This window comes from uncultured Actinomyces sp., assembly GCF_963526355.1.
GTDB lineage: Bacteria > Actinomycetota > Actinomycetes > Actinomycetales > Actinomycetaceae > Actinomyces.
In genome coordinates this window covers 1-19,222 of record NZ_CAUROW010000021.1, presented here as the reverse complement: position 1 = coordinate 19,222, position 19,222 = coordinate 1, and the positions used below count along the sequence as shown (strand labels likewise).

Annotated in this window: 19 protein-coding genes and 1 pseudogene; 16 read left to right on the top strand and 4 right to left on the bottom strand. The window is 67.4% G+C overall.

Features of this window, described 5'->3' with window-relative positions; translation table 11 throughout:
- Positions 1-34 precede the first annotated feature (34 nt).
- From trmB to RWR81_RS06610, 5 genes are all read left to right on the top strand, one after another.
- Positions 35-1,045: a tRNA (guanosine(46)-N7)-methyltransferase TrmB gene (gene trmB / locus RWR81_RS06630; RefSeq protein WP_314456114.1), complete on the top strand. Its 1,011-nt coding sequence runs from the start codon at positions 35-37 to the stop codon at positions 1,043-1,045.
- Positions 1,046-1,121: 76 nt separating this feature from the next.
- The gene (hemW, locus tag RWR81_RS06625) at positions 1,122-2,399 is read left to right on the top strand and encodes a radical SAM family heme chaperone HemW (protein WP_314456112.1); all 1,278 of its coding nucleotides are present in this window, start codon (positions 1,122-1,124) and stop codon (positions 2,397-2,399) included.
- A 418-nt stretch (positions 2,400-2,817) separates the two neighbouring features.
- Positions 2,818-3,435: a hypothetical protein gene (locus RWR81_RS06620; protein ID WP_314456110.1), complete on the top strand. Its 618-nt coding sequence runs from the start codon at positions 2,818-2,820 to the stop codon at positions 3,433-3,435.
- A gap of 168 nt (positions 3,436-3,603) precedes the next feature.
- Entirely contained in the window at positions 3,604-4,647 is a 1,044-nt protein-coding gene (gene hemH / locus RWR81_RS06615; protein WP_314456108.1) for a ferrochelatase, read from the top strand.
- Positions 4,648-4,781: 134 nt separating this feature from the next.
- Complete coding sequence (locus tag RWR81_RS06610; RefSeq protein ID WP_314456106.1) at positions 4,782-6,203, top strand: sodium:proton antiporter; 1,422 nt, start codon at positions 4,782-4,784, stop codon at positions 6,201-6,203.
- Positions 6,204-6,268: 65 nt separating this feature from the next.
- Here RWR81_RS06610 and RWR81_RS06605 read toward each other — a convergent pair whose 3' ends face one another.
- On the bottom strand, positions 6,269-7,342 hold the full coding sequence (locus tag RWR81_RS06605) for a DUF3097 domain-containing protein (protein WP_399498138.1): 1,074 nt from the start codon (positions 7,340-7,342) through the stop codon (positions 6,269-6,271).
- 178 nt (positions 7,343-7,520) lie between these two features.
- Here RWR81_RS06605 and hrcA point away from each other — a divergent pair, with 178 nt between their 5' ends.
- Entirely contained in the window at positions 7,521-8,603 is a 1,083-nt protein-coding gene (gene hrcA / locus RWR81_RS06600) for a heat-inducible transcriptional repressor HrcA (protein WP_314456103.1), read from the top strand.
- Positions 8,604-8,696: 93 nt separating this feature from the next.
- Positions 8,697-9,821, top strand: a complete 1,125-nt coding sequence (dnaJ, locus tag RWR81_RS06595; protein WP_314456101.1) for a molecular chaperone DnaJ — start codon at positions 8,697-8,699, stop codon at positions 9,819-9,821.
- A gap of 48 nt (positions 9,822-9,869) precedes the next feature.
- Here dnaJ and RWR81_RS06590 read toward each other — a convergent pair whose 3' ends face one another.
- Positions 9,870-10,709 carry a YggS family pyridoxal phosphate-dependent enzyme gene (locus tag RWR81_RS06590; RefSeq protein ID WP_314456099.1) on the bottom strand — a complete coding sequence of 280 codons (840 nt, stop codon included), beginning with the start codon at positions 10,707-10,709 and terminating at the stop codon, positions 9,870-9,872.
- A gap of 60 nt (positions 10,710-10,769) precedes the next feature.
- On the opposite strand from RWR81_RS06590, the gene RWR81_RS06585 reads away from it, so the two are divergent.
- The 7 genes from RWR81_RS06585 (at position 10,770) to RWR81_RS06555 (ending at position 15,882) form a co-directional block, all read left to right on the top strand.
- Positions 10,770-11,582 carry a 16S rRNA (uracil(1498)-N(3))-methyltransferase gene (locus RWR81_RS06585; protein ID WP_314456097.1) on the top strand — a complete coding sequence of 271 codons (813 nt, stop codon included), beginning with the start codon at positions 10,770-10,772 and terminating at the stop codon, positions 11,580-11,582.
- Positions 11,583-12,044: 462 nt separating this feature from the next.
- Entirely contained in the window at positions 12,045-12,188 is a 144-nt protein-coding gene (locus RWR81_RS06580) for a hypothetical protein (protein WP_314456095.1), read from the top strand.
- Entirely contained in the window at positions 12,179-12,523 is a 345-nt protein-coding gene (locus RWR81_RS06575) for a type II toxin-antitoxin system PemK/MazF family toxin (RefSeq protein WP_314456093.1), read from the top strand. Before RWR81_RS06580 ends, RWR81_RS06575 begins: the two co-directional genes overlap by 10 nt.
- Before the next feature lie 150 nt (positions 12,524-12,673).
- Positions 12,674-13,291, top strand: coding sequence for a TetR family transcriptional regulator (locus RWR81_RS06570; protein ID WP_314456092.1), 618 nt, complete (start codon positions 12,674-12,676; stop codon positions 13,289-13,291).
- 54 nt (positions 13,292-13,345) lie between these two features.
- Positions 13,346-14,179: an ABC transporter ATP-binding protein gene (locus RWR81_RS06565; RefSeq protein WP_314456090.1), complete on the top strand. Its 834-nt coding sequence runs from the start codon at positions 13,346-13,348 to the stop codon at positions 14,177-14,179.
- Positions 14,179-14,925: an ABC transporter permease gene (locus tag RWR81_RS06560; protein ID WP_314456088.1), complete on the top strand. Its 747-nt coding sequence runs from the start codon at positions 14,179-14,181 to the stop codon at positions 14,923-14,925. Before RWR81_RS06565 ends, RWR81_RS06560 begins: the two co-directional genes overlap by 1 nt.
- 87 nt (positions 14,926-15,012) lie before the next feature.
- Positions 15,013-15,882 carry an EamA family transporter gene (locus RWR81_RS06555; protein ID WP_314456086.1) on the top strand — a complete coding sequence of 290 codons (870 nt, stop codon included), beginning with the start codon at positions 15,013-15,015 and terminating at the stop codon, positions 15,880-15,882.
- Between the two features lie 54 nt (positions 15,883-15,936).
- Here the strand turns inward: RWR81_RS06555 and RWR81_RS06550 are convergent, their stop codons facing one another.
- Entirely contained in the window at positions 15,937-16,944 is a 1,008-nt protein-coding gene (locus tag RWR81_RS06550) for an AraC family transcriptional regulator (RefSeq protein WP_314456083.1), read from the bottom strand.
- A gap of 438 nt (positions 16,945-17,382) precedes the next feature.
- Here RWR81_RS06550 and RWR81_RS06545 point away from each other — a divergent pair, with 438 nt between their 5' ends.
- Complete coding sequence (locus RWR81_RS06545) at positions 17,383-17,880, top strand: anthrone oxygenase family protein (RefSeq protein WP_314456081.1); 498 nt, start codon at positions 17,383-17,385, stop codon at positions 17,878-17,880.
- 128 nt (positions 17,881-18,008) lie between these two features.
- On the top strand, positions 18,009-18,875 hold the full coding sequence (locus RWR81_RS06540) for an NAD(P)H-binding protein (RefSeq protein ID WP_314456079.1): 867 nt from the start codon (positions 18,009-18,011) through the stop codon (positions 18,873-18,875).
- Between the two features lie 161 nt (positions 18,876-19,036).
- Here the strand turns inward: RWR81_RS06540 and RWR81_RS06535 are convergent.
- Positions 19,037-19,222, bottom strand: a pseudogene (locus RWR81_RS06535) (DDE-type integrase/transposase/recombinase); the annotation flags it as partial.

Sequence of the window (19,222 nt, the reverse complement as noted above, 5' to 3'; positions counted from 1 at the left end):
AATAGTCAAGAGAAGTAAAGGACCCCAGGCCCGCATGGCTCAGCACCACCCGCCCCGTTCCCACGCCATCCACTCGCGCGTGCGCTCCTTCTCCCGCGCCGGGGGCAGACTGCGTCCCGGCCAGGCCGAGGCGCTGGTCGAGCTCGGTCCCCGCTATGTGGTGGGCGTTCCGCGGGCCGACGCCGTGCGCACTGTGTCGCCAAGCTTCCGTCTGGAGCCCGATCTTCTCTTCGGTCACGTGGGGCAGGTGCGTCCTCTCATCGTCGAGGTCGGCTCAGGAAGTGGCGAGGCGCTGCTGGCTCACGCCGCCAGCCATCCGGGAGCGGACTACCTGGCGGTGGAGGTCTGGGAGACCGCGATCGCCAGGCTGGTGGCCTCAATCCACCGTCAGGGCCTGCGTAACGTGCGTGTCGTTCCCGCCGATGCCTCTCAGCTGCTGGCCACGGCCCTGCCGGTGGGCTGCGCCAGCGAGGTGTGGGTGTTCTTCCCCGATCCTTGGCGCAAGCCCCGCCACCGCAAGCGCCGCCTGGTGACCACCGCCTTCGCCGACTCGGTGGCGCGGGTCCTGCGCCCCGGAGGGGTGTGGCGCCTGGCCACCGATTGGGCCGACTATGCCTGGCAGATGCGCGATGTCGTCGAGGATGTCGCGGCGCTGCCGGCAGGGCTACGACTCGACGCGACCCTGCCCTACTTCCGGCACGACGACGCCGGGGCCCGCCCCGACCTGGGGGCGGAGACCGCTGAAAAGGGGAATCTGGGCAATGGCCTGGATCCGGGATCCCCGGCGGGCGTGCGCGGTGGCTGGTCGTCCCGCTATGAGGGGCGGGTCATGACTCGGTTCGAGCAGCGGGGCTTGGACGCCGGGCGCACGATCCGCGACCTGACCGCTGTGCGCACCGAGGTGGCCTGGATCCCTGAGCGGGGTGCCTCCATGTTGGAGCGGCTTGAGGCCGAAGGCCGGGCCTGGGATCAGTTGGAGTCGCGCCCCTGGCGCCTGCGTGAGGGGCGTGGCGACGGTCTGCTGCACGCGGCGGACCGACCGTGAGTGCTGCTGCCAGGCTGCCCCGCCGAGCCTGGCTCCGGCTCATTGATGAGCGAGTCGGTACACAAGGCGGTACTGCGTGAGCCCGGCCCAGCCGGTGGGCGAGCCCCTGCCGGGAGCGGGTGAGCTGCCCGCTCAGGTGGCCGCGCCCGCGCCGGATGGGAGCGAGCGCCCGTTCTCGGTGTACCTGCATGTGCCGTACTGCCGGGTGCGTTGCGGCTACTGCGACTTCAACACCTACACGAACCTGACCATGGGGCAGGGCGCCTCGGCCGAGGACTTCGTGGGCACGCTCGCCGGCGAGTTGTGCGCTGCACGCAGCGTCATGGACTCTGCCGGCCTGCCCGTGCGCCCGGCCCAGACCGTCTTCGTTGGTGGGGGAACACCCACCATGCTGCCCGCCTCCGACCTGGTGGGCATGCTGCACCTTGTGCGTGAGAGCTTCGGGCTCGCGCCGGATGCGGAGGTGACCACTGAGGCCAACCCGGACTCCGTGGACGAGGCGGACCTGGTGGCCCTGGCGGGAGGCGGCTTCACCCGGGTCTCCTTCGGGATGCAGTCGGCCGTGCCCCATGTGCTGGAGGTCCTGGAGCGCACCCACGAGCCCGCCCGGGTGCCCCGCGTGGTGGACTGGGCACGACGGGCGGGCCTGAGCACCTCCCTGGACCTCATCTACGGGGCGCCGGGGGAGACTCTGGAGGACTGGCAGCGTTCTTTGGATGCGGTGACCCGGATCGGTCCGGACCACGTGAGCGCCTACGCCCTGGTCATCGAGGAGGGCACCAGGATGTGGGGACAGGTCCGTCGCGGAGAGTTGCCGATGCCCGAGGACGATGACGAGGCCACCAAGTACGAGATGGCCGATGCCGCCCTGGGACGGGCCGGTTACGAGTGGTACGAGATCTCCAACTGGGCGCGCCCGGGCGCCGAGTGCCGACACAACCAGGCCTACTGGCTCGACTGGGACTGGTGGGGTGCCGGGCCCGGTGCCCATTCTCACCTGGGTGATGTGCGTCTGTGGAACACCAAGCACCCGGTTGCCTGGGCCGGACAGATCTTCACCGGTCACCTGCCCGTGGCCGGGCACGAGGTCATCGACGCGGGCTCGCGCGAGCTGGAGCGGATCATGCTGGGCATCCGCCTGCGTGAGGGCATCGCGCTGGCGAGTCTCGCAAACGGCCCGTCAGCGAACTCGGCCGACGGCGCCGGAGCTACGCCACCGCACCTGGTGCCCGTCGTGGCTGGTCTCGTGGCCGATGGGTTGCTCGACGCCGGTGCGGCCATGAGAGGGCGGGCTGTCCTCACCCTGCGCGGCCGTCTTATGGCCGATACCGTCACCCGGGCCCTGACCCGGTGAGTTAACGGGGTACGCCCAGTCCTTGTCCCCTTACCAGGTCCTGCCTCTGCGCGGCGGGGTGAACGGCTAGGGATACGACTTCTGCTCAAGGAGGCGTCGAGCGCAACGATGGAGGTCGAACACGTCGTGACTGCTCCGCTCCGAGTGAAGGCTCAGCCACGCACGGAGCAGGAGTCGCTGGAGGCCCGCGCTCACGTGATGGCACTTTCAGGTCGGCCTCGAAGTTCTGTGAGAGCCTAGTCGGGTGACTACTCCACAATATCCAGATTACCCAGGCGCCGGTTCCCAATCCGGCTACGGCTCCCAGGACGGAGGCGGTTCGGCGTACGGCCCGCCACCCGGCTACGTGCCTCAGCCCGGAATGGGCACCGGGGGAGGAGTGCCCCCCTACCCGGGAGGTGCCATGGGAGGCGTGCCGATGAGCGTTGGTGACGGTCTGTCCTGGGCCTGGTCGAAGCTCAAGGACAATGCCCTCATCCTCATCGTTGGTATCGGCCTGTGGACCATTCTGTCCAACCTTGGAATTGATGCGAGAACCGAGCTCAACGGGCACGAGTACGGTTACAGCCTGAGAATCCCCTTCGGGAACTACTTCTCCTTCATCATCCGTCTGTTCGCCGGTCTGGTGACTACCAACATGTCGCTCAAGGTGGTCACCGGGCGGCCTCTGAACTGGAACGACCTTTTCTCCTTTCCGAACTTCGGGGCGAGTTTTCTGGCAGGTCTTCTGACTGCGATTGCAACGTCCGTCGGCCTGATTCTATGTATTGTTCCGGGCATCATCGTGGCCTTTCTGCTCTCCTACTCCGTCTACTTCACCGTGGACAAGGGTGTGGATGGTATCGAGGGCATGAAAGCGTCCTGGAGGATTCTGTCCACCCACGTCGGTGAGCTCCTCCCCTTCGCCCTGACTGGCGTCGGCCTTTACCTCCTGGGCGGAATCACGATCATCGGCTGGCTTGTGACGATCCCGCTGGCGGTGCTCCTCACCGCTTATTCCTACGTGCGCATCCAGGGTTACGACGTCGTTCGCTGACCTGCTCGGTCGTCCCTGTTGCTGCCCTCCGTCTGAGCCCCGCATGCTTTGGCCTGCGGGGCGCAGACTTGTTGTGATCCGGAGGGCATCCCCGCTCGGCTAGAGTGAGGCCGACCCCGATCGACGTCGTCATTCCCAATCACCACCCTGCCCGTCGCAAGGACTTCCGTGCCCTCGAGCCCTGCCGCCCCCGACCCGCGTGAAGCGGACGACCGCCCCGCCCTCATCCTGGCGAACCTCGGCACCCCGGCCGCCGCCACTTCCAGAGCCGTCCGCTCCTTCCTGCGGGAGTTCCTCTCCGACCGCCGCGTCGTCGAGATGCACCCCCTCCTGTGGCGCCCCGTCCTGGAAGGCATCATCCTTCGGGTGCGTCCCAGGGCCTCGGCTGCGAAGTACGCCACCGTCTGGCGCCCGGGTGAGGAGACCAGCCGTTCCGGCTCCCCGCTCATGCACCACAGTGAGCGTCAGGGTGAGCTCCTCCAGCAGGAGCTCGGCGAGTCGGTCCAGGTCCGGATCGCCATGCGCTATGGGCAGCCGGCCCTGCGGCATGTCATGGGCGAGCTCATGGAGGCAGGTTGCCGCCGGATCGCCCTCTTCCCGCTCTACCCGCAGTACGCAGCCTCGTCAGCCGGCACCGTCGTCGATGAGGCGGCCCGATTCATCCTGGCCTCCCGCGACCAGCCCGAGCTGCGCACCGTCCGGTCCTTCGAGACCGCCCCGGCCTACATTGAGGCTCTCGCCACCGCCCTGGAACAGCACTGGCGGGTTCACGGTCGCCCTGACCCGGCTGTCGGCGAGCGCCTGCTGCTGTCCTTTCACTCCATCCCCCAGGCCATGCACGACGCCGGGGACCCCTACCGAGCCGAGTGCGAGCGCACTGTTGAGCTCCTCTCGCAGCAGCTCAACCTGCCCGACGGGCTCGCCCAGCTCACCTTTCAGTCCGTCTTCGGACCCGCCGCCTGGATCGGACCGGCCACTATCGATGCGGTCGGCGAGCTTGGGCGCGCCGGCTGCCCGCGCCTCGATGTCATCTGTCCCGGCTTCTTCTCCGACTGCCTGGAGACTCTTGAGGAGATCAACCAGCTCAACCGCGAGACCTTCACCACTGCCGGGGGCGGCAGCTTCCACTACATCCCCTGGGGTAACGATTCCGACGGCGCCATCGCCACCCTGGCTGAGCAGGCCCGAAACGTGCTGGCCGGCTGGATCTGAGTCTGCCGGCACCTCGCTCCGTCGTCGGCCCGCTGATCGGTCTCAGCACGAGAGACCATAAGGCCTCATCGGAGAAACTGTCGCATGGGGCGGTATGGTGACGTGAACAGTCCCGATCCTGTGAGGAAGTCTCCGTGCATCTTGAGTGGTGGTCCGTTCTGCCCTTTGCGGGCATGCTCGCCTGTATCGCCGTCCTACCGCTGATCCCGGCCACGGCGCACTGGTGGGAGAAGCACTCCAGCCAGTTGATTGTCGCCGTGAGCCTGGGCGTGCCGGTGGCCGCCTGGATGTGGGGTCTCGGCGGCTGGGAGGTCGTCTTCGCCTCCGTGGTCGAGTACTTCCAGTTCATCACCCTGCTGCTGGCCCTGTTCGTCGTCTCCGGGGGCATCTTCCTCAAGGGCGATATTCGTGCCACGCCCCGCAACAACACGATCTTCCTGGCCATTGGCGGTGTCATCGCCTCCTTCGTGGGTACCACCGGCGCCGCCATGCTCCTCATCCGGCCCCTGCTGGCCACCAACAAGGAGCGCCGCTACCGGGTGCACACGGTGCTCTACACGATCTTCATCGTCGCCAACTGCGGAGGACTGCTCACGCCCCTGGGTGACCCACCCCTGTTCCTGGGCTTCCTGCGTGGCGTTCCCTTCACCTGGACCTTCAACCTGCTGCGCGAGTACCTCTTCGTCAACGCCATGCTGTTGGTGAGCTACTTCGCGCTGGACTCCTACTACTACTCCCAGGAGCCGGCCAAGGCCGTCCATGACGACGACACCGCGATCGAGCCCCTCGGCCTCAAGGGCTCGCTCAACTTCGTCTTCTTCGCCGCCATCATCGCCGCCGTCGCCTTCGCGCCCTCCGTCGACGTCCACGCCATTGAGGCCGGCCACGCCGCCCCGGGCGACTGGATCCCGGTGCGCGAGATCATCATGCTCGCCGCCGCAGCCGGCTCCTACTTCCTAGGAAGCCGCGAGGTCCGCTTCAAGGACAACCAGTTCACCTGGGACCCCATCGCCGAGGTCGCCATCTTGTTCATCGGCATCTTCCTCACCATGATCCCGGCCCTGCACTACCTCGACGAGGTGGCCGGCTCGCTGCCGCTCAACGAGGTCACCTTCTTCGTCTTCACCGGCGGGCTCTCCTCCGTCCTGGACAACGCCCCCACCTACGCCACCTTCTTCGAGATGGCCGGACAGGTCGCACACCCCGGTGGGGGCACCGTGGCCGGGGTTCCCGAGCTCCACCTCGTGTCCATCTCCCTGGGGGCGGTCCTGTGCGGCGCCATCACCTACATCGGCAACGGTCCGAACTTCATGGTCAAGTCCGTGGCCGAGTCCGACGGCGTCGAGATGCCCAGCTTCGGCGGCTACGTGGGCCGCGCCATGAAGCACCTGGTGCCGGTCATCGCAGCCATGGTCCTGCTCTTCATCGCCCCAGGCGCCCTGTGGAAGGTCGCGGGCGGGGCGCTCACCGTGGGACTGCTGGGGCTCGATGCCCGCCTGCTGTCTAAGTCCCGCCGTCTGGCCCTGGCCGACCAGTCCGAGGGCGCTGAGGACTGAGGCCCTACAACTGGCCCCGGCCGTGCTGAGCCCCGTCGTCCTGCCCCATTGGCAGGAGGTGGGGCTCAGTGCGTACCCGGGGCGGTGATGAAGTCGATGAGCTCCTCCATCCGCCCCAGCAGGCTTGGCTCGAGGTCCTTGTAGGAGCGCACGGTCGCCAGGATGCGCTGCCATCCGCGAGCGACGTCGGCCTGCGTGGCGTGCGGCCAGCCCAGAGCCTTCAGGGTGCCGCGCTTGATGTCGGTGCCCCGCGGGACGTCCGGCCAGCGCTCCAGACCCACTCGGGCCGGCTTGACCGCCTGCCACACGTCCACGTACGGGTGCCCCAGGACCAGCACGTTCTCCCCGCCGGGCATCTCAGCCACCCGCTGGGCGATCCGGGACTCCTTGGATCCGGCCACCAGATGGTCCACGAGGACCCCGGCCCGCCGCTGGGGGCCCGGGCCGAACTCGGCCATGACCTCCTCGAGGTTGTCGACGCCGTCGAGCATGAGGACCACGACGCCCTCGTGACGCAGGTCGTCACCCCAGACCTTCTCCACCAGCTCGGCGTCGTGCTTGCCCTCCACCCAGATGCGTGAGGCACGCGCCACCTTGGCCCGCTCGCCCTCGACGGCGTAGGAGCCCGACGCCGTCAACCGCCTCCCGGCGGCGCTCACCGGACCTGTGGGCCTGCGCCTGGGGGCCACAGGCGGGTCCAGGATGACGGGGCGGCCCTCGATCCAGAACCCCGGCCCCAGAGTGAAACCGCGTCGCGTGCCGTGGCGGTCCTCCAGGACCACGACGTGCTGACCACCTGACTTCTCCACCGCCACTGCGGCGCCGACGAACCCGGTCTGCCGGTCCTCAACCACCAGGCCCGGTGTCACCGGCACGTGCACCGACTCGGGGCGAACGGCGCCGGGACCCGTTCGGTGCGGGTTCACCGACAGGACGTCCCCGCCGTAGCGGTCGCTCGACGACGGCCTGCGGGCAGCAGTTTTGTTCGCAGCCGCACCGCGAGCCGCGCGGGAGCGCGAGCCGGCCGGGACGCCTTGTGCCTGCTGCTTCTGCTCGGCCTCGGCACGCGCTCTTAAGGCTGCGCGGCGGGCGGCGGTCGAGCCGGGAACGGGGGAGCGGTACGGGGCGGGCGTGTTCACCCTCGGCACGGTAGGGGAAACTCACGGCCCGGAGGCGTTGGACCCGCCGGACCACGGCGTAGGATGGCACTCACGTGGGGTGAGTGCTAATCGCTTGCTGGCGCGCACCAGTGTGCGGGCGGCGACCCATCAGTGCCACTGTGATCGTGTTCTGGTACGGACGAGGGGAGGAGGAACCATGGCCAACGACCGACGGCTCAGGGTCCTGTCCGCCATCGTCACCGACTACGTGCGCACGCGTGAACCTGTGGGTTCCAAGGCCCTCGTGGAACGTTACCGCCTGGGTGTATCGCCGGCGACTATCCGCAATGACATGGCGGCTCTGGAGGACGAGGGCTACATCCACCAGCCGCACACGTCGGCCGGACGCGTGCCTACTCAGAAGGGCTATCGTCTCTTCGTCGACGAGGTCGCCCGCATCAAGCCCTTGTCCGCCCCCGAGCGCGCCGCCATCACCGCGCTGCTGTCCGGAGCGGTCGACCTGGAGCAGGTCGTGGCCCGAACCGTGAGGGCCCTGGCCCAGCTGACCGGCCAGCTCGCCGTCGTGGAGTACCCCAGCCTCCGGTACGCGGCCCTCCAGCACCTTGAGCTCGTGGCCCTGGGACCTGAGCGCGTCCTGCTGGTCATCATCACCGACACCGGTCGCGTCGATCAGCGCACCGTGACCCTCAGGCCACGGGTCGGCTCGGGCGGCCGTCGCGAAGCCGGCTTCGACATTTCCGAGGTCGTCGACCCCCTCGCCCTGGAGCGCCTGCGTACCCGCCTCAACGGGGCTCTTGTGGGGCGCCGCGCAGCCGACATCGCCCCCGTCCTGGCTGCCCTGGCCGAGCAGGCTCCCGCCGACGAGGGGCTCCTGCTCGAGGCCGTGGTCGACGAGCTCATCGCCGCGCTGCGCCCCGACGCGGAGGAACGGCTCGTCGTCGCCGGCACCGCCAACCTGGCTCGTTCCACGCCGGACTTCTCCTCCCTGGGCCCTCTCTTGGACGCCATCGAGGAGCAGGTCGTCCTGCTGCGCCTGTTCACTGCCGACGACGCCCCGACCGGCGAGGACCGAATGCGCGTGAGCATCGGCTCGGAGAACAACGACGATGCCCTGGCCGAGGCCTCCGTCGTCACCGCCACCTACGGGCCGGGAACCGGTGAGGCCGTCGCCCACCTCGGGGTCATCGGTCCCACCCGCATGGACTACCCGGCCACTATGACCGCCGTGCGGGCCGTGGCCCGCTACCTGTCCAGGTTCCTGTCCCCACCGGAGACGTGAGAACCAACCGGCCCAGGCCGGTCCCAGGGCGATTCAGTCAAGCACATCACCAGACAGCCACCGTAAAAGTCGTAGCCGTAAAGGAAGAACGCAGTGAGCAACTACTACGAGGTCCTCGGCGTCAGCCGCGACGCCAGCCCCGAGGAGATCAAGAAGGCCTACCGCAAGAAGGCCCGCCAGCTGCACCCCGACGTCGCCGGTCCCGGTCACGAGGAGGAGTTCAAGGAGGTCTCCACCGCCTACGAGGTCCTTTCCGACGCCGACAAGCGCCAGATGTACGACCTGGGCGGGGAGGACGCGGTGCGTGGCGGGGCAGGATTCGGCGGAGGGTTCCCCGGCGCCGACTTCGGCGACCTGGGTGGTATCTTCCAGTCCTTCTTCGGTGGGGGAGCGGCCTCCCGCGGACCGGCCTCTCGGGCCCGGCGCGGCCAGGACTCGCTCGTGGCCGTGGATGTGGAGCTCTCCGAGGTCGCCTTCGGGGCGACCCGCTCCATCCCGATCGACACCTACGTCACCTGCTCCACCTGCGGGGGGTCGTGCTGCGCCCCTGGCACCAGTCCCGTCACCTGCTCTCACTGCAACGGTGTCGGCAGTGTTCAGCGCATGACCCGCACACTGCTGGGACAGGTGATGACCTCCTCGCCGTGCCCGGGCTGCCAGGGCTACGGCACCAACATCGTCACCCCCTGCAAGGACTGCTCCGGCGAGGGCCGCACCCGCGTACGTCAGGACTTGGAGGTCTCCATCCCCGCCGGAGTGTCCTCCGGCACCCGTATCCGCATGTCGGGGCGTGGTGAGGCCGGCCCGGCCGGAGGCCCCAACGGTGACCTCTACCTGGAGATCCACGAGAAGCCGCACGAGTTCCTCGAGCGCGACGGCGATGACCTCTACACCGAGCTGCGCGTCCCCATGACCGCGGCCGCCCTGGGCGCCGTCTTCCCGCTGCAGACCCTTGACGGAGAGCAGCACGTCACCGTCAAGGCAGGTAGCCAGCCCGGGGACGAGGTCGTGCTCGACGGCCTGGGCGTGGGGCGGCTGCGCCGCAAGGGTCGTGGAGATCTGCACGTGTCCATCGTCGTGGAGACCCCCACGCACCTGGACGACCGCCAGCGCAAGTTGCTGGCTGAGCTGGCCCGCCTGCGCGGGGAGGACGATGTCGAGCCCGTGCGCGACTCGAGCGTGATGGGCAAGCTCAAGGAGCGCTTTTCCGGGCGCTGACGAAGTGGCCCGCGGTCTGCGGCCCGCTGCCCGGCTTCTCGCTCGCGGCTACTTGGCCTGAGGGGACTCGGGCCAGTAGTGGGAGTCCGGGGTGGACCGGGCCCCGAAGATCGCCTGACCCACCCGCACGCAGGTGGAGCCGCCCTCGATGGCGGCCTCGAAGTCCCCACTCATCCCCATCGACAGCAGCCCGTCGCCGATGGTGCCCGCCTGGAGGGCGGTGTCGCGCAACCGACGCATGATGCGGAAGCACTCGCGCACGCGCGCAGCGTCGTCGGTGTTGGCGGCCAGGGTCATGAGCCCGCGCACCCGCAGTGAGGAGTAACCCGGCAGCGCTGCGAGGAAGTCGGCGACGTCGTCCGGCTCCAGTCCGAACTTGCTGGGCTCACCCGAGGAGTTGACCTGCACGTAGACGTCCAGGCCGCGCCCGGCCGCCTGGAGGCGCCGGTCGAGGGCCTCGGCCAGGCGCAGGGAGTCCAGGGCCTGGAACTCGTCGGCGAAGGCCGCCACGTTCTTTGCCTTGTTCGTCTGCAGGTGGCCGATGACTGACCAGGAGATGCCCAGATCCGCCAGGTTCTCGCTCTTGCGCTGGGCCTCCTGGACCTTGTTCTCACCCATCTGGGTGATGCCCGCGGCGAAGGCGGTGCGCAGGCGTTCCTCGGGGACGGTCTTGGAGACCGGCAGCAGGCGGATCTTGGCGGCGCTGCGGCCGGCGCGCTCTGCTGCGGCGTCGATCCGGGCACGGACGGCGGCCAGGTTGCGGTGGAAGTCCTCCACTGTGACGGCGGCGGCGTAGGCGGGTGCCGAGACGGCGGAGGAGGATTGCGGGGAGTGGGAGGCAGCAGAGGGCTTGGCGGGCTCGAGGGACTCGGTCGTGTGCTCGGTCATGTCCTGAGACGCTAGCATCACCGGCGACCGCCGGTTCGACGTCGCCCGTAGGCTTGGGGCGTGACCGCGCCCGTCTTCGTCTTCACGTCCGAGACCATTGAGCCCGCCGACGCCGCCGCATCGGCGACGCCCGGAACCATCCTCATGCTCACCGGTCCCGAGGCCCGCCATGCCGTGACCGTCAAGCGTCTGCGTATGCAGGAGCGTGTGGACCTCGTTGATGGGGCCGGACTGCGTCTGGTGTGCGAGGTGACTGGGGCCGGCGTCGGCGGTGCCAGGGATCGTTTGGCTGCGAGGGTCCTGGAGCGGATCGAGGAGCCGGCGCCGCCGCTGCGACTGACCCTCGTCCAGGCCCTGGCCAAGGGTGGGCGCGATGAGCAGGCCGTTGAGACCGCCACCGAGGTCGGGGTGGAGCTGGTTCTGCCCTGGCAGTCCGAGCGCTGCGTGTCCGTGTGGCAGGGGGCCAAGCAGGCCAAGGGGCGCCAGCGTTGGCAGGCGACCGCCCTCCAGGCCGCCAAGCAGGCCCGGAGGGCTCGCGTGCCCGAGATCGGGGAGGCTCGGGACACGCGGAGGCTGGCCGACTGGGTGGGACGGACGGTTCGCGGTGGGGGAGTGGTGCTGGTTCTGCACGAGGAGGCCGGGACTGCGATCAGTACCGCGATGGAGTCGCTGGGTCTGCCCGCGCCCGAAGAGGTGCCACCGGTGCTGGCCGTCGTCGTGGGGCCGGAGGGCGGTATCAGCCCCGAGGAGACTGCTGTTCTGGAGGCGGCCGGAGCGATGACGGTGCGTCTGGGTCCCCATGTCATGCGCACCGCCTCAGCCGGCCCCGTCGCCCTGGCGGTCCTCGCCCACGCCAGCGGCCTGTGGGAGTGAGACGCTCGAGCCCGTTGCGAATTGTGAGCGGTCCGCCCGCCTCTCGATGGGGACGGGCAACTCCTCTGCTCTCCTAATGGCCTGCGTCGGCCCCTCGGTAGAGGTGTTGTGGCTGTGTGATGGTTGCTGGAATCCTACGAGGTCAGGTTGCACAGATCCACCGCAGATGGACACTCCGACCGATGCCCAGCCCCAGGGGGTGGCCATGGTGAGCAGAGAACAAACGGTGTCAGCTCGCATGGCGGGATGTGAGCAACGGTCACGGGGCTGAACCGGCCCATCCATGGTGTCGACGTCGATGGTTCTGTGAGGCTCGCGGCCTGATCGGGGATGGAGTGAGCCGTCTTCACATGAGTATGACTGACATACATACTGTGAGTATGAGTAGCATGACGACGATCAAGGTGGAGCGCAGCACGCGGGACGGCTTGCGGGCCCTGGCAATCAGAGCGCGGAGTGACCATGGATGCCGCACTCAAAGAGCTGCTTGAGGAGGCGGCACGTGAGCGGCGCTTCGTCGAGGTGCGGCGTGCGATGGAGGTAAATCCGCCGGACGAGGTCTACGTCAAAGAGTTCCGTGAGTGGGAGTCGGAAGCATGGGGCTAGCGGCCTCGGTTGACGTGGGCGATGTGTGGTGGGCACTTCCCGATCCTGCTGTCGGGCGAGAGCAATCCGGGCGCCGTCCGGTTCTCGTTGTGTCCAATGAACGATTGCATACAGCGGTGACGACGCTTGTCATTGCGGTCCCTGTGACAATGAAGGATCGGGGCTGGCCGAATCACGTGGAGCTCAATGCGGGAGCCGGAATGAAACAACGGTCGTTTGCCATGACTGAGCAGGTTCGCACGATCTCACGTCAGCGTCTCACCAAGAAGATCGGAGCTGTGGAGGATTCTGTCCTTCAGAACGTACGCGAATGGCTGGTCGACTACATCAGGTAGGGCGTGCAGGCAGCAGACCCCAGGAGCCTTGAGGGCGGCGTCGCCTGCCTGCGTGCGGAGGGTCGCGCGGCGCGTAGGGGGCGCAGCGCGGCTGCTTCCCAACGGAGCGGCATGCGGGCATGCTCTGACCATGAGTGAGACGAGTGAGCGATGAGCCCGCGGGGTCGGCGTCCGGCGGGCAGCCCGGACGCGCGTGAGGCCATCCTGGCGGCGGCCCGCACCGCCTTCGCCCGCGACGGCTACCAGACCTCCCTGCGCGGTATCGCGCGCGACGCCGGCGTCGACCCGGCCCTGGTCCACCACTACTTCCCGGACCGGGCCACGCTCTTCGCCAAGGCCGTCATCGAGTCGACCGCCGGGGTCGACGCCAACCTCATGCACCGGGCGGCCTCCATCACCCAGCTTGAGCCCGAGCAAGTGGGGGAGGGGATCGTGCGCGCCTTCATCGGCTTGTGGGACGACGCGGGCGCGGACCGCTTCACGGCGGTCATCCATGCCGCGCTCGGTCAGGGGAGCGACATCGAGCCCTTCCGCGACTTCATCGCCACCGGGATCCTCTCGCCGATCGTCACTCACTTCTGCCCCGATCGCCCCCAGCTGCGCGCCCAGCTCATCGCCAGCCAGATCATCGGTTTCGGCCTGGCCCGCTGGGTCGCCCGCATGGACCACATCGCCGGCCTCGACGTCGAGGCGGCTGCTGCACTTGTCGGCCCCACCATCCAGCGCTACGCCTTCGACGACCTGCCCGACGTCGCCGAGCCTGCCTGACGTCACCTGAGTCCACCTCTGGACAGGGGGTCGTCGTCGACCTATATTCATCACATGATGAAAAGTGATGAAGGAGATGCGCCCCGGGAGTCGAGGACCAACAACCGATCGCACGACTCCAGTCAAGACATCACGTCGTCCGCCGCCTCGGCGCCGCCGGCCGTCACCGCGACGGACCTGCGCGTGACCCGCGGGCGCAAGGAGATCCTCCACGGCCTGGACCTGAACCTGGCGCCCGGCACCATCACCGGCCTGCTCGGCCCCTCGGGCTGCGGCAAGACCACCCTCATGCGCACCGTTGTCGGCGTCCAGCGCTACCGCGGGCAGATCGAGGTCCTCGGGCACGCCCCAGGCGCTTCCGCAGTGCGCGGCCGGGTTGGCTACGTCACCCAGGACCAGGCCGTCTACACCGACCTGACGGCCCGCCAGAACCTGCGTTACTTCGCCTCCCTGGCCGGCAGTCGGGCCCGTGACCTGGGAGAGGTCCTCGACGTCGTCGGGCTCGCCTCCCTGGCTGACCGGCCCGTGTCCACCTACTCCGGCGGCGAGGCCGGGCGTGTGAGCCTGGCCTGCGCGCTCGTGGCCGACCCCGACCTGCTCGTCATGGACGAGCCCACCGTCGGCCTGGACCCGGTCACCCGTGAGGAGCTGTGGAGCACCTTCCATGCCCTGGCCGAGCGCGGCGCCACCCTCCTGGTTTCCAGCCACGTCATGGACGAGGCCTTCCGCTGCGACCAGGTTCTCCTCATGCGCCAGGGCCGCATCCTGGCCACCACCACGGCCAAGGATCTCCTGGCCAGCACCGGGGCGGACACCGTGGACGCCGCCTTCCTGGCCGTCATCGCCGACTCCGAGAAGCAGTCCGAGCAGAAGGGAGGGCTGCGCTGATGCACCTGCGCACCTACCTGGCCACCACCCGTCGTATCGTCACCCAGCTGCGCGCCGACCGGCGCACGGTTGGCCTCATCGCGATCGTGCCCGCGGCGCTGCTGACCCTGCTGTACTTCGTCTACCACGACTATCCCGGTGCGGACCTGCTGTTCAACCACATCGCCGTCTCCATGATGGCGATCCTGCCGACGACGGTCATGTTCCTGGTCACCAGTGTCGCCATGCTGCGCGAGCGTGTGAGTGGCACCCTGGAGCGGCTGTGGACCACCCCGATCCACCGGGCCGACCTCCTGTTCGGCTACGCCACCGCCTTCGCACTGACCGCCGTGATCCAGTCCCTCATCCTGTGCGCCGTGGCCGCCTGGGGTCTGGACGTGGACATCTCTGCCGCCTGGGGGTGGGTGGTGCTCACCGCCCTGGTCGACGCCTTCGTCGGGGTGTCCCTGGGGCTGCTGGTCTCGGCCTTCGCACGCACCGAGTTCCAGGCCGTCCAGTTCATGCCGGTGATCATCGCACCCCAGCTGTTCCTGTGCGGGCTCCTGGTCAGCCGCGACCAGCTGCCGCGCCCCCTGGAGATGGTCGGCGACGCCCTGCCCATGAGCTGGGCGGTCGACGCCGTCACCGAGCTCACCAAGGCCGGCGAGCCCTCCGACGATTTCTTCCGATATCTGGCCTACCTGGTCTGCTTCGGCCTGGTGGTCCTGGGGGTGGCGGCCTCCACCGTGCCGCGCAAGACCCGCTGAACCGGGAAGAGCGGGCAACGGTGGGCGCGAGGGCGAGGATCCTCGTGCCCGCAGTGCGGTGGCGCTGAACGGGGTTAGGGTTACCTCATGTGGATCGTCTTCGCCTGCGGCTCAGCGCTTTTTGCCGGCATCACCGCTGTGCTGGCCAAGGAGGGGATCCGCACCACCGACTCGACCGTGGCGACGGCACTGCGCACCTTCGTGGTGCTGGCGGGCGCCTGGGGCATGGTGCTCATCGTCGGATCCCAGTCCGACCTGAGTCATCTTGACGCCCGTAGCACTGGGCTGCTGGTGCTCTCGGGACTGGCGACCGGGGCCTCCTGGCTGTGCTATTTCAAGGCGCTCCAGCTCGGCAGTGTCAGCAAGGTGGTTCCGATCGACAAGTTGAGCACGGTGCTGACGGTGATGCTCGCCCTCATCCTCCTGGGGGAGAGGATGAGCCTCATCGGGGCGCTCGGGGTTGCGCTCATCATCGCCGGGACATCGTTGATGCTCGACGCCGATGACCTGCACGGCCTGCCTCGGGCCGTGCGTGACGGCGGAGGTTGGTTGCTCTATGCGCTCGGCTCAGCCTTCTTCGCCGCGCTCACCGCGATCCTCGGTAAGGCCGGCATCACGGGGGTGGAGTCCAATCTCGGCACCGCGATTCGCACCGGGGTGGTTCTTGTCATGGCCTGGGTGATGGTCGCCGTCACTGGGAAGCTCCACGAGGTTCGCACAGTGCCGCGCGGGGAGCTCGGCTTCGTCCTCGCCTCCGGGGCTGCGACGTGTGCCTCCTGGCTCTGCTACTACCGAGCCCTCCAGGACGGCCCCGCCAGCGTGGTCGTCCCCATCGACAAGCTGAGTGTCCTGGTCACCGTCCTCTTCTCCTCCCTCGTTCTGAGGGAGTCTGTCAACAGGCGCTACCTCGTGGGGCTGACGCTGCTCGTCGGTGGGACTCTCGCCATGCTGACGTGAGGGAAGGCCATAAGGGCTATTCGCAAGCATGCTAACCATTCGTGTTTACCCATTTCAGAAGCACTCATCTCTCGGCGAGTAGGTCTCCATGCACTCCGAAACATCGGCGGGAAGTGGTTGGTGGGTGCGTGACGTGCCAGCTGCAGTGCGGAAGTCGCGGGGACTGACGCCGTATCGGCTCTTGAATGCGGAGGAGAAACTGAAGGGACTGGCATACCCCACTTGGTGGGCGATGGCGGACAGGGTGGCATCGCTGCGATCCAGGAGATCGGCAGCCAATGCCAACCTCCACTGGGTCACGTAGGTCATGGGTGAGACGCCGAGCGTGGCATTGAAACGCCTCGTGAGAGAAGCCCGGGAGACATCCGCTAGAGCTGCAAGCGACTCCACTGCCCATTTTCGTGAGGGGTCCGCCTGCACCGCCTCCGTGGCCCTGCGTACCACGTCGTCCCGAGGCGCGGACAGGAGACTGGCATGGTTCGGTGTCCCGGTGTTTATCCAGGCGCGCAGCGTGGTGACCAACAGGACATCCAGAAGCCTGTCCAGGACACTGGACTGTGCGAACCCGTCCTGGATGATCTCGCGGTTCAACAGGCTGACCAGTTCAGGGTCAGGGGCACTCACCAGGAACCATGGCGGCAGCGACTGCAGCATCAGTCGCCCCAACTCGGAGTGGTGTCGGTAGGTGCCTACAAGCAGTTGATCCTCACCCAACGGATCATTACCCCATGTACGGAGCCCGGTGCTCAGCTCTTCAGACAGGTCGCGGCCGTCTGGGCCTGAGCAGACCTGGCCGACCCCGATCCTGACCCCACTGCCGTGGTTCCGGTCCGAACTCAGGGTGTAGATGGTGGGAGAGCGCACCACGAGAACCTCCCCGGCCTCGAATCGGTGCGGGCGTGATCCGTCTGCGGTGATCCACCCCCCGCCGCTAAGGGAGGGGATGATGGATAGCGGCGCCTTATCCTCCACCGACAACGACCAGGGACGCCCCATGACCACACGCAGTAGGAACGCGTCGCGAGCGTGGGGCTGGGCCAGGAAGTCCTCCAACAGATCCATTCGTCTGAGTCTAAGTGGTTGATTCCAAGGTGTTGCGGGTTGACCGCACCGTTGTTGAGTCCGGCATGTTCCTCGACGTCCTGGAACAGCCCGGCTTCAACAAGCGTCTCCCACTCACACTGGTTGTGGAGTCCGCTCCTGTACCTGATTGTCATCCTCGCTGGCCTGCCGGTGCCCTGGGCTTTGACCGCCGGCATCCGGTGCGACGACATCACCGGCACCCCCATTTCTGGTCTCCCGATCTCCTTCAACCACTACTCACCACAGCCCTTTGGAATCAACTCATCCAGGGATGGTCCGAGCCGATGTCGCATGGAGATGAGCCGCCGGCCCATGGAGCTGCGGACTCCTCGCCGATGGAATGGAGGCAGTCAAGCGGCGATCGGAGAAGCGCTGCCTGGCGTCGGTTGCCGCCCCGATTCTTCGAAAGAGAGAGTTATGTCACTGAACAACATTGTGTCTACATGCGGTGCGGTGGGATCCGCCGTTGTCGGGGGTGTCTACACCAATTTTTCGGCCAGGGTGATGCCTTGGCTGGGTTCGTTGCCGGATGCTGAGGCGATCGAGACCATGCAGAAATTCAACCGCACCGCTGTGCAGGTGCCATTCACGACCTTCTTCTTTGGCACAGCGATCGCCAGCGCGTGGACCGTGGTGCACAACGTGCGTAAGGAGGATCGGGTTGTCGGAGACCGGATCTCCGCTGCCGGAGGCATTCTGTATCTGGCGGGCTGGGTGCTGACCATCGTCTACAACGTTCCGCGCAACAACCGCCTGGCCGACGTGGTAGCGGGGACTGCTGAAGGGGCCCAAGTCTGGCACGTCTACCTGGACGAATGGACCTCCGCAAATAGCGTGCGAGCCGTTCTCTCGCTCTTGGGTGCTATAGGGCTGGGAGTCGGAACCGCCATGAACATTTTTTCCAAATCTAAGTGACCGGCAGGACCGGTTGACAGGTGCCGGCCGATCGATGCCGAGCGGCCAGACCGTGCTGCAGACGATAGTCATGCCGACTGCGGCACACCTTGCTTGAAGAGAATCAGCCATACAGAACAGGAGCAACCATGTACGTCATCTCTGGAGCCAGCGGCCGTATCGGTTCAGTCGTTGCTGACCGCCTACTCGATTCCGGCCACCCCGTCCGTGCTGTCGTCCGTCGTCCAGGAGCAGCCGCCGACTGGACCTCCCGAGGGGCTGAGGCGGCCGTCTTGGACCTGCGTGACACCCAGAAGCTTACCGAGGCCCTGAACGGTGCAGCGGCCTTCTTCGCCATGATGCCCTTCGATCTGTCCGTGCCGGACCTGGAGCAGTACGCCACAGAAGTGGCGAATTCAGTTTCCAACGCGGTCAAGGACTCTGGCGTTCGCCATACTGTGATGCTTTCCTCCGGTGGTGCCGACCTCAGCGAAGGCACCGGACCGATTCTGGGCCTGCACCACATGGAACAGGCGCTCGCACAGACGGGGACCGTCTTGACTGCCCTGCGCCCGGGACACTTCCAGGAGAAGTTCGGGGATGTCCTCGGGGCCGTTATGCACGAGGGGATCTTCCCGGTATTCGCCTCAAGTGCGGACACGCCCCTGCCCATGGTGGCCACCCGCGACATCGCGGGGATCGCGGTCCAGGAGCTGCTGGCAGACGCACAGTCCAGTGAGGCCGTCGACATCGTGGGGCCGGAGTACACGGAGCGCCAGGTCGCCGAGTCACTGGGTAATGCCCTGGGAAAGCCGCTTGAGGTCGTGACGATCCCCGAGCCTGGCTGGATGGACGCTTTGCTGAAGGCCGGCTTCACGCCACACATAGCGGAGAGCCTGACGGATCTGTACCGGGCGGACGAGCAGAAGCGGTTGGGGCCGCGCGGTGATCGGAGCATCCGTGTAACCACGGATATCGACACCACGGTCCAGCACGTGCTCGCACAGGAGGCCTGATCCCTATCCCCACGTCGGCAGTTCCCCGGACGACAGTGGCTCTTGTCTGGCGGGTGCGGCCACCTTCCCCCAACCACCTACGAGAAACAGATCTCAACCACTACGCTGGCAACCGCCGCGTAAACCAACCCCCGTGTCCAACAACAAGAGACAAGGCCCCACAGTTGCCGGCAGACGGCTTGCCAGGCCTTGGAGCGGTAGGCGGCACCGTTGTCGGACAGGACTCGCTCTACCCTGACTCCTCGGGCACTGAACCAGTGACACCGCGCGCTGGAGCACGCCGACGGCGGTGTCGCCTTCTCATCGTCGTGGATCTCGCTGTAGACCACGCGGGAGTAGTCATCAAT